The organism is Pristimantibacillus sp. Z349TD_6 (genome assembly GCF_056173205.1).
This window is the reverse complement of the sequence record NZ_CM149662.1, coordinates 3,146,976-3,158,724: the sequence shown is the minus strand read 5'-3', so window position 1 is coordinate 3,158,724 and position 11,749 is coordinate 3,146,976. Positions and strand designations below refer to the sequence as shown.

Annotated in this window: 7 protein-coding genes; all 7 read right to left on the bottom strand. The window is 45.3% G+C overall.

The features are described from left to right. Positions 1–105: 105 nt before the first annotated feature. The 7 genes from AC0VYE_RS13430 to AC0VYE_RS13400 all read right to left on the bottom strand — a co-directional run bounded on the left by AC0VYE_RS13430 (position 106) and on the right by AC0VYE_RS13400 (position 11,530). On the bottom strand, positions 106–999 hold the full coding sequence (locus tag AC0VYE_RS13430; protein ID WP_076270081.1) for a carbohydrate ABC transporter permease: 894 nt from the start codon (positions 997–999) through the stop codon (positions 106–108). 12 nt (positions 1,000–1,011) lie between these two features. Next, the gene (locus AC0VYE_RS13425; protein WP_076270082.1) at positions 1,012–1,971 is read right to left on the bottom strand and encodes an ABC transporter permease; all 960 of its coding nucleotides are present in this window, start codon (positions 1,969–1,971) and stop codon (positions 1,012–1,014) included. A 285-nt stretch (positions 1,972–2,256) separates the two neighbouring features. After that, positions 2,257–3,804, bottom strand: coding sequence for a response regulator (locus AC0VYE_RS13420; RefSeq protein WP_475449565.1), 1,548 nt, complete (start codon positions 3,802–3,804; stop codon positions 2,257–2,259). Between the two features lies 1 nt (position 3,805). Further along, a complete protein-coding gene (locus tag AC0VYE_RS13415; protein ID WP_475448563.1) occupies positions 3,806–5,608 on the bottom strand; it encodes a cache domain-containing sensor histidine kinase in 1,803 nt (600 codons plus the stop codon). A 207-nt stretch (positions 5,609–5,815) separates the two neighbouring features. After that, a complete protein-coding gene (locus AC0VYE_RS13410; RefSeq protein WP_076270085.1) occupies positions 5,816–6,169 on the bottom strand; it encodes a hypothetical protein in 354 nt (117 codons plus the stop codon). Between the two features lie 142 nt (positions 6,170–6,311). Next, positions 6,312–9,140 carry a glycoside hydrolase family 3 C-terminal domain-containing protein gene (locus AC0VYE_RS13405; protein WP_475448560.1) on the bottom strand — a complete coding sequence of 943 codons (2,829 nt, stop codon included), beginning with the start codon at positions 9,138–9,140 and terminating at the stop codon, positions 6,312–6,314. Positions 9,141–9,145: 5 nt separating this feature from the next. Continuing rightward, positions 9,146–11,530 (bottom strand): glycoside hydrolase family 95 protein, encoded by a 2,385-nt coding sequence (locus tag AC0VYE_RS13400; RefSeq protein ID WP_475448558.1) that lies wholly within the window; start codon positions 11,528–11,530, stop codon positions 9,146–9,148. Positions 11,531–11,749 lie beyond the last annotated feature (219 nt).

Here is an 11,749-nt window from a genome sequence, read left to right as displayed (position 1 = left end):
ACCAAGCTTAAAGCCATTTGCATTTTTCTTTTCATTGCTTGAAAGCCTCCCTTTTTCTCGTTCATCATGCTCGTGTATATAACAGGAAACCTGCTATTACCAATATTAACTTTTTACTGCGCCAAGCGTCATGCCTTTGACAAAATACTTCTGAAGGAAAGGATACACTAGCAAAATCGGTACCGTAACGACGATCGTAATCGCCATCTTGATAGATTCCGGTGAAACCGACGCCAGCGTTTGCTGCGCATTAGGATCACGGTAATTACTGCCCGTTTGCGTGGATAGCAGCACCTTCATCAGCTCATACTGCAGTGTCGTATTCTCTGGACTCCTATTATTGAACAAGTAAGTATCAAACCAAGCGTTCCAGTGTCCAACAGCAATATACAAAGCAATTGTAGCGAGTACAGGCTGACAAAGCGGAAGGATAACCTTCCAAAATATAGTCCAATCATTTGCCCCATCAATTTTGGCTGATTCTTGGAGTGCATACGGAAGCCCGTCAATATAAGAGCGGACGATGAACACGTTCCAAACGCTCAAAATAGCAGGAATGATGTAAACCGAAAACGTACCAATCAAACCTAAGTTTTTCATAAGCAGAAACCCTGGAATGAGACCGCCTGAGAAATACATCGTGAGTGCGAATACAACGGACATCCATCTTCTTGCTTGGAAGTCTGGACGACTTAAAGTGTAAGCCATCATGGATGCCGACAACACCCCAATGAGCGTTCCCAAAACGGTACGAATAACCGAGTTTTTGAAGCCTACAAGCAGTCCCTCAAAGCCGAAAATCGTCTCGTAATTTTTGAGTGTAAATTCGCGAGGGTATATAGTTAAACCGCCTCTTACTGTATCTACCGAATCATTAAATGATATCGCTAGTACATTCAGGAACGGATACAACGTTACGATAGCAACGATGATCATGAATACATAAATGCATGTGTCAAAAACTTTATCGCTTGTACTTCTTCTCATAGCTCCTTGCATGTACCGCACCTCCTATATGATTGATTCTTTGGTGACTCGTTTGTAAATTCCGTTCGCGATAAACACTAATAGGATGCTGACGACGGAGTTAAAGATACCGATTGCCGTACCATACGAATATCGGCTCATTTGAATACCGTACTTCAGCGCATACAGATCGAGCACTTCTGAAAAATCGGATACAAGAGGATTTCCTAACAAAAACTGTTTCTCAAAGCCAATGCTGATTAAATGCCCGATCGATAAAATGAATAGCACCATAAAGGTTGTTCTAATTCCCGGTAATGTAATATGCCACATTTTGCGGAATCTTCCTGCCCCATCGACAGTCGATGCTTCATAAAGCTCAGGATCTATTCCCGCCATCGCAGCTAAAAAGATGATGGAATTCCAGCCCATTTCCTTCCACAAATCCGATAAGGTCACGACACTCCAGAACCATTCGCCCTTGGCCATAAACTGAATCGGCGTATCAATGATGTTAAGAAACATCAATAATTGATTAATCGCACCGCCGTCTGTTGACAGCATCTTCGTTACAAGCCCCGCAACAACAACCCAAGATACAAAGTGCGGCAAATATGAAATTGTTTGTACAGAGCGCTTAAAGAACTGCCCTCTTATTTCATTAAGCAATAGCGCAAAAATAACTGGAATCGTAAACCCTACGATAAGCCCCATCGTACTCATGGCCAGCGTGTTTCGCAAAACGATATAAAATCTTTCGTCTTGAAACAGCTCTATGAAATTATCAAGACCTACCCATTTTTGATTCAATATCCCGTTTTTTGGCTTATAATTCTGAAATGCGGTCAACCAGCCCCATACCGGCACATAGCTGAATAGGAAGATCCAGATGACGAACGGCAGCGACATCATGTACAAGTAACGCTGCTGAATGGCTTTGAACCAAAATCGATTCCTTTTGTTTGTCGCCCTTAACTGCTTAGGACTATCTGTTAGCGGTTTCATAGCTGCTCCTCCTACTGTTTCTGCTTCGTGCAAAAACGTCTTCGCAAGCTACCTTATGTGGTGAGTAGCTTACCCTCTCTTATCTGTACTTATCATAAACGATAGAACCTATCCTCCGGCACCCATATAATTAGACCTAAAATCATATGAAAATACGTTCTTTCAAGCGCTTTCATAACCATTGGTTACATAAAAATAAAAAAAACATCTAGCTCGCCAGCGACTCTATCAGTCCTGTGAAATAGATGTTTGTAAGTATAAAAAGATTATAGGAACAACAGCTTCCTATTCCAAAGCCGTTCTACCAGAAATACTTTTAAAGGATGAGGGAGATACTCCTTTATACTTTTTAAATTTACTATGGAAATAATCAACATTCGCATATCCGACACGTTCCGACACCTGATGAACCTTGAGCCCCTCCTGCAGCAGCTCAATGGCATGCTGTATTCGCACTTGATCCAAATACGTGTTGAAATGCTCACCCGTATAGTTTTTGAACATTTTGCCTAAATAGCCGCTATTGTAATTAAATAGATCAGCCAGCGTTTCCAGCTTAATATTTTCACTATAATGACGTTCAATAAAATCAGTCATTTGTTTCATGACCGACAAGCTGTCTGATTTCGAGGTTTTCATCGCCAGCTCCGACAGACGGGTTTGCAGCTGCGCAATCATTTCCTCATAATGATGGGCAAGGTACAAGGCGGTAATCATCGACAGATCCTCATGAAGCGATAGCTGCGGATTAGACAAGGCCGCTTTATTAAGTACAATCGTGAGAAGCTGCGCCCAGCTCGATTTGACGAACGGCTCGGAAGAATCAAAAGCGATAATTTGCTTTGACGCCTCCTGCAGGGCTTTTTCCATTCCCTCTTTGCTCCCGATATCCAGCATATAATAAAGCTTTTGAGCAAGGCTATCAATTGATAATTGATTGCTAGGCTCAGCCTCCGCCTGCTGTCTCTCCTCGGCTAAAGACGCCATATGGATGAACTGTCCTTGCAGCATGAACCGCTGCTTCAATAAGTCGTGAATGGGCATGGACCATTTTTGCAGCTCCGTGGGTTCGCGAACGGGTTCGCTTGCCGCAGCTGCAAATCTCACCTTCGTTCCGCAGCATTCCTCGATCCACAGCTTCATTTGCTCGCGCGAGCCATTTTGAAGCATATAATCTTTAAGCAATACCCCAATATAAGGCTCGGCAGAAAAAACCCAGCCGATTTGCTTCTCTTCAACAATGTCGGTCAGCTTCTTCTTAAGCGTTGCATTCAGCGTAAGGGAATGCTCCCTGCTATAGAGCTCGATCAACATCAGCTGGTAATATTTCGCCGGCTCACCCAATAAAGTTTTCAGCTCGTGGCTGTTAGCCGTAGTTGCATCCAGCTTCCCGCTTGAGAGCTGATACAGCATCTCCTCACGCAGTAAAGCAGTCGATTGCTCTGTATTTTGACGCTGCTCCGACTGACTTTGGAGCTGTGCAGAGACACGTTCGACATAGCTCTCCAGCTCATCTTCATCGATCGGCTTTAAAATATATCCATCCACATTATGCGCGATCGCTTGCTTAGCATAATTGAACTCCGCATAGCCGCTCAAAATTAAAAAATGACAGCTATTGTCTGTTTTCCTTATTTCCTCAATCGCTTGTAGTCCATCCATGCCAGGCATGCGGATATCAATCAGAATCAAATCAGGACTCAGCACGCCGTGCTTCTCGACTGCCTCGCGTCCATTAGCTGCTGTCCCTGCGACGGCAAAGCCGTATTTGCGCCAATCAACTAATGTTTGCAGTCCTTCTCGAATCATCGGTTCATCGTCTACAATGAGCACTTTATGCAAGCGAATGACCCCCTATTGGAATTTCAAAAGTAATGCGTGTACCCGCTCCAAGCTCGCTCGTCAGCGTCAAGCCATATCCGTCCCCATAGATCATGACCAGCCGCTGATGGACATTGCGCAGCCCGATTCGGTATTCTTCCTCTTCTTCCATATCATGCAGCGATTCATTGATTTCATTAATCTTTGCATCGCTGATTCCTACGCCATTGTCGGATACCTCGACCCGGAGCATATGATCACTGACCTCTGTCTTTAACCATACGAATCCGCCCTCAGCAACATTTTCAAGACCATGCACAACAGCATTCTCGATGAGAGGCTGAATAATAAGCGGCGGAATTTCGATCTCCTGACCTTTAGCATCAATATCGAGGCGAAACGTCAATCGATCGTTGCCGTATCTGAATTTTTGAATTTCCAAATAGCAGCGTACCATTTCGAGTTCATCCTTTAATGCAATTTTGCGCGCGCCTATTTCTAAATTTCGACGAATCATTTTACCAAGCATACGAACGATTGAAGAAATCTCTGTCTCGCCTTTGATATGAGCTTTCATTCGAATCGATTCAAGCGCGTTAAACAAAAAATGAGGATTAATTTGGCTGGCCATCATTTTCAGTTTAATTTCCTTCTGTCTAAGCTGCAGCTGTGCCTGCTGTTTATGCGATTCCGCTACCTCATCCATTAAGCCGCGAATACTAACGACCATGTTGTTGAATTGCTTGGACAGGATGCCAATCTCGTCATTGCCTGTCACATGCGAAATAACGTTCAAATCTCCCATCGCTACTTTGTTCAAATCTTTATTCAGGACCAGCATCCGCTTCGATATAATCGCAGAAAAAATATAAATCATAACGAAGGCTATAACTAAGCTTAGCAAAATAATGCCTAGCCCAAGCAAGCTTATCCGATTAGCTCCACTTACAATACTATCAATTGTAAATACCGATACGATTTTCAACCGATTAAAGCTTGATTCGGGCTGAAGATCCTCGATAACAATTTTTGACGGTTTTCCATCGTATTTGAATTCATAGGTGCCTGCTGCTTTATTCGTCAGTTTACTGGCAAAGTCTAATTCAGAAATATTTTTACCTACCCATTCGGGGTTTTTCGCTGCAATCATATAACCATTGTCATCAATAATCATCGTGTCAAACGGCTCTTGGCTAATCATCGCATTAAGCTCATCCTGATTCACGCCTATCACTAGTACACCGCTTGTCCGGTACGTTGGGAACGTGATCTTTCGAATCAGACTCAAATAACGGCGGTTATTTTTGGTTTCATCCTTAATGTATTCCCAGTGAATGCCGTCGCGCTCCATTGCTGACTTATACCAGTCTGTTTCCGCAATGGGATCCGTAACTTTCAGAAACTCCCAATTGTCGAGTATCGTCATATTCGTCGTATAAAAGCGTATGTTGTAGATCTCACTGTATAGTTGAATGTAATCTTTAAAATCACGGTAATCCCAAAACGCCTTAACGACATCAAACGTGGAGCTGTATTGCGTGTTGACGACGTTCGTTAACCTGCTATCGACCAGCAGCTTGTCGGAAATTTCGATTGGCATGCGTATAATATCCAAGGTCTGCTTCTTAATTCGCTCGACGTTATTCGTAATTTGCTGGGTCGCTTGATCAAGTACATTTTGCCTAAAAGCGACGGTAAGAAAAATGCCTACGATAAGCACCGGTACAAAAACAACGAGAATAAAAGAAATAATAAGTTTCTTTTTGATTCGAATATTGTTCATTCTTTGCCCCATAGTTCGAATGCTCTTTTTCATACAAACGGCTCCTCCTTAAAGCTTTGCGCAGCAAACTTCATTCGTTAGTATCGGCTGAGGTAAGCGTTTACTTTTTCGCGTAAAATTTTAAGGCATCTACATTATAATGCTGGTAATCTGCCGTGCCTACATCACTAATTCAATATTTTATCATATGAAAATTAGACAAAATGGAAGCGCTGCCTATACGATGCAAAAATCCCGCTCTTAAGAGAGCGGAATTCGGTAGGATGAGTGCTCTTCAACGATATGCTCGCCTTTGTTGTACAACCATTTGAAAGCAAAACGATCGCCTGCATAATTTGTTCTGCTGCGAATATCCGGCACAATAACCGTTTCAAAATGATCGATGATCGTCTGCTGCAGCGAGGCAAGGCGTTCTTCATTCGCATCCGCCTGCTGCGCTGCTTCCTCTTCCGATTGTGCAGTCTGCGAGAAGTAAGCCAATGCTGCCTCCCGATCGCTAATGGATTCAGGCAAAGGATGTCCTGACCCCCGGAAGATTTCTTTCACTGTATTTATCCAATCTTTATACAAGTTGATTTCAATGTCGTTTGCCATATGGACTAGCTCCTCTGTCGATGCTCATTGTTCATTTAAAGAATAAAGCTGCATTACATAAAAAGCAACCATAACCGCAAAAACGGAGCTGCAACAAACGCTATTCAGCACCTGAAGACAGCTCCGTATGAAGTTGCTCTTATTATTGAAAGCGGAAGAAGCTCAGCTTCACACTTTCCGTCAAACCAATTATCAGATCGCCTCTCAGCTTGCAGCTTGGCAGATCAATACGAATCGTTTGCCATTCTTGCTCATCGCTTGTCTCAACCGAGTATGAGCCTCTAAAAACAGCGGCCGGGCTGATCATCTGAATAGACAACTCTCCGCCTTGAGCGCCGCCGCAAACGCGAGCTTCAAATACACTTGGGCCGTTTGACCAATCAACATCATTAAATTTGATCCAGCCCTCTGCTTGGGATAAACGGACTGCCGTTCCGCCTTCCTTGCTCTCATCCAAATAAACATGCGCATAATCATCATAGTTTTCCGCGCGCGTCTGCAAGGATAACTGACGTGGTGGAATGGTCTCGCCTGCGATTGTTATTGTACCCTCGGCAAGGAGATGTGCAGAGGAGGCACCAGCTGCAAACGTATAAACCGCCGATTCAAGGCAGAAACGGTCCCGTGTTACATCCCAAATAGCAAGCTCTTCTGCTGGAACTACAAGCTCTACTTGCTTCGTCTCTCCAGGCTCGAATGAAATCCGCGTGAAGCCAACCAGCTTCTTAAGCGGACGCTGTACCCTTGAGCCCTCCACTCGAACATACAATTGGATAACCTCATCCGCTGCGATGTCGCTCTCATTCGTAACCTGCAGCTCCACCGTTACACTGCCGTTCATACACGCAGCGTTATTCGTAATATCAAGCGGACCGTATCGGAATGAACCGTAGCTGAGACCATAACCAAATGGATACAACGGTTCGCCATCGAAATAAAGATACGTTCGTTTCCCTTTCAAAATATCATAATCCATTAGATCGGTTAACTGCTCTTCTGATTTGTACCAAGTCATATTCAGTCGTCCAGCCGGGGAATAATCACCGAATAGAACGTCAGCAATGGCATTGCCCAGCTCTTGACCCGCATGTGATAAATAAACAATCGCAGGAACTTGCTCATTTACCTTATTAAGTGCAAATGGGTAACTTCCAATAACTACGACGACCGTGTTTGGATTAGCAGCGAATACCGCGCTAATTAATTCATTTTGCGAAGCGGCAAGGTCAAGACTTGGACGATCGATTTCTTCCTTACCGTTAATAAGCGGATTATTGCCTACGAAAACGATTGCCGTTTCCGCAACTTTAGCAGCAGCTGCCGCTTCTGCAATTCCGTTCGTGATGACATCTTTAGTGAACAGCTCGTTTGCTCCAATTTCGGCTGATTCCGTAACTTTAAGGGAATCTGCGCCGCCATTAGGGGCAGTGACCAGCTTGCCGTTCCAAGTTCGTATGGTAAATTTCTCATCAGATTGCTCATCAAACTTGAACACTTCCTTCACATACCAGCCAAAAGCTTCGCTTGCAGCAGCTGCAATATTGACATCATCTGCGCTTGTAAGCAGCTTGCCGGAATCCATGCTCTCTAGCGTATAACTGCCCCAGCCCCAATCCGTCGCCTCAAATGTATCGCCTTCCCCATCCAAATCAGTCGCTTGCAATCGGTTTGCATGGTCTGTGGATGCGCGCAATGCTTTTCCATTCGCAGCTGATTTCAATCGAACGCGATCATTGCCGCTGCTGAATGTTACTTCTTTGCCGGCAAGCTTGCTCTTGATGCCTTCGAGTGGTGTTACTTTGTATGGCAATGAACCAGAGTACCAGTCTCGGTATACAACGTCGGCAAGCGGCCCGATAACTGCTACACGGCTTAGCTTTTCTTTATTCAACGGCAACGTTTTGTTCTCATTTTTGAGCAAAACAATCGACTCTTTTGCAGCCCGCAGCGACAATTGTCCATGCTCCGGCGCACATAGTTTCGATTCCGGCATATCCGCGTAAGGATTCCGCTCAGCGGGATCGAACTCTCCCAAACGGAAACGTACACGAAAGGTGTTAATGAGTGCTTTATCCAAATCCTGCTCAGACAACAGCCCTTCTGACAAAGCTTCGCGAATAGCCGCGCATGATTTTTCTTTATCATCCGTTATGCTGTCGATGCCTGCTTTGATGGAATGTGCGACTGCCTCTTTATAGGAATCATAATAGTGATGATCATTGACGATACCAAGCAAATCTCCTGCATCGCTGACGATGAAGCCGTTCATGCCCCATTCCTCTTTCACTACTTTGTTTACATCCTCGTGCAAAATAATAGGCGTGCCATTAACCGAGTTGTACGAGGTCATCATCGAATGAGCGCCGCCCTTGACGAAAGCAGGCTTGAACGCAGCTTGATAATATTCCTTCATGTTGCGCGGATCGATGCTTGCCGAGCAGCTGCCGCGATTGATTTCATTGTTATTGCCGATAAAATGCTTCAAGGTCGCTACCGCTTTAAAGTAAAGCGGGTGATCGCCTTGAATGCCCTGTACCAGCGAGGCTGTTAGCTCACCTGTCAGCTTAGGATCTTCTCCATAAGCCTCTTCTGTCCTGCCCCAGCGCGGATCTCGCTCCATATCCACCGTTGGCGCCCACAGCGTCAAGCCATTGATGGCCGGGTTTCGCTGAAAGTAAACGCGTGCTTCGTCACCGATTGCAGAGCCTACTTCCTTCAGCAGCACGGGATTCCAAGTGCAGCCAAGCCCGATGGGCTGAGGGAACGTGGTCGCTTCGCCTAACCACGCCATTCCGTGAGCTGCTTCCGTCCCATGTTTGTACGACTTTATGCCTAATCGCTTTATTTCAGGCTGGTATTGAACCATCGATTCAATTTTCTCATCAAGCGTAAAACGTGAAACAAGGTCAGTTACCCGTTCTTCAAGCGGAAGCTCTATATTTTCAAATGGAAAACGTATACTGGTCGTCATAATGCTTACTCCCCCTCTATCGTGGATGTTAAAATGCTATACCATTCATTCTTGTTTGTTGGAAATGGCTTTGACGCATCGATAGCTGTACCGTCAGAACCGACAACGGTAATGGATTCCTTCGATCGCAAGTTGCAGATGGATCCGTGAGTGGATTGCATGCGGCCAGCCGTCAGCTTGCCATCTGTCCATTCCATATCGACAACAAATCCTCCACGCGCTTTAAGACCTTTCACGCAACCTGCAGGCCATGCACCCGGAAGCGCTGGCAGAAGCTCGATATAACCCAAATGACTTTGCAGCAGTAGCTCTGCTATGCCCGCCGTACCGCCAAAGTTTCCATCGATTTGAAACGGTGGATGATCATCGAACAAATTCGGATGCGTAGAGCGTGCAAGCAAAGTATGGATAAAGTGATAAGAAGACTTCGAATCCTTCAGCCTCGCAAATAAGTTAATTAACCACGCACAGCTCCAGCCTGTATGACCGCCTCCGTTGTTTATGCGGCTCTCAAGTGAAAGGAGGCCCGCTTCTACAAGCTCCGGAGATGTTTCTTGATTGATTGAAGTACCCGGATATAAGCCATATAGATGGGAGACATGACGATGCCCGGGCTCGTGCTCTTCAAAATAATCATGCCATTCCTGCAATTGTCCATTAGGGGCAATTTGCAGCGGAGGAAGCTTGCTCCTCGCTGCTTCTAGCTGCTGCTTGAAAGATGCATCGATTCCGAGCAAGCTCGCAGCTGCTGCGCAATGATCAAACAGCTCGCCAATTAAAGTAATGTCCATAGCAGATGACTCAGCAACACTGCTAACCTCGCCTTGTGCCGTCAGAAATTTATTCTCTGGCGACGTGGATGGCGAAGTCATCAGCTGCCCTTTGTCGTTCTCTTGCAGTAAGTCCAAACAAAATAAAGCTGCGCCCTTCATTAAGGGATAAGCTTTTTCTCTCAAAAAGGCTTCACTCGGATGATATAAATAATGCTCCCATAAATGCTGCGTCAGCCAAACGCCGCCAAGCGGCCAGAAAGCCCAGCTTGGATGACCCGCTGTCGGCGTTGATGTCCGCCATAAATCCACATTATGATGCGCTACCCAGCCTGCACTGTTGTAATGAATAGCCGCGGTACGGGCGCCCGTGATGCTGAGTTCCTCAATCAAGCAAAACAAAGGCTCATGGCATTCGCTCAAATTTCCTATTTCCGCCGGCCAATAATTCATTTGCGTATTAATATTCGTCGTATAGTCGCTGTTCCAAGGCGGCTGAACCCGGTCATTCCATATGCCTTGCAGATTAGCCGGCTGCGTGCCTGGCCGCGAACTTGCCATAAGCAAATATCGGCCATATTGGAAATATAGCGCTTCCAATGCTGGATCTTGTTTGCCTTGCTTATAGTTTTCCAGCCGCTCATCTGTCGGCAATTGAGCTTGTGCCGTCCGCCCCAAATCGAGCTGCACGCGTTGAAACAAGCTTCGATGATCCTCTACATGGCGCTCTCGCAGCTGTTCATAGCTGAATGCTAATGCTTTCTCCAATACGCGATCGTTTTGCTCGGTCAGGGCAGCAGCAGTTTTGTCTGGCTGAACATCAAAATTCACAAAGCTTGTTGCTGCGCTTAATAGAAATGTAGCCGACCTTGCCCCTTGAATATTTATTTGCTTATTGCTGTTTATCGAAAGTTTGCCGCCTTCTATCTTGACCGCCAGTTTTCCTTGAAACGTAATGCCGCGATCATTCTCATACTGTACAGCCTGTGGATGATCGCCCAAATAATTGTCCGCTACATGACTTGGACAACGACCGTGAAGTATGATAGCGTCGCTGCCTGCTGCCTCGATTCCATACTGTACGGAGGAAGTCATCACTGCTGTAAGCTCTAGCAGTTCTTCTCCTTCTGATTCGTATCTAACGCATAATACTTGATCCACCGCGCTAACAAACATCTCGCGCGAGTAAACCGTTTTACCCACTTGGAACCTTGCAGCAGCGATGCCTGCATCAATATCAAGCTTGCGAATGTAATCTGCAGCCTGATCATGCGCATGTTCAAAACGCTGCTCTATAAACAAGTCGCCCATCGGTTGATAGGACTCTGTGTTCGTTCCGAGCATCTTCGCCTCGATTAACTGTTCCGCCTCAACAAATTTTTTATCTGTAATGAAGTCTCGGGCTCGCTTTAAATAGCGCAGCGCTTCGTAATTGTTCGTATCCCGCGGAAAGCCCGACCACAATGTATCTTCATTTAATTGAATGCGTTCTTGTTCCACGCCGCCAAATACCATACCGCCTAATCGGCCATTCCCAATGGGCAATGCTTCCTCCCATCGTGAAGCCGCCTGCTTATACCAAAGGTTTAACGGATGAAGCTGCTCTGCTTTATATCCCATGTTTTTGGTCTCCTATTATCGCTCTGTTCACAGCGTTTTAAAAAACAGTTATTATTCATCATACCGGAATAGCCCTGCTCAACAGTACCCAATACATTTCATGAAAAATCATGTCAAAATTAGCGTTTTTTCAAATTCTCGCTAAATAATAAAAAATCGCTGCAAGCACGATGATATGTGCTTGCAGCGATGTAATTCACAGCCATATTATATTTGAAG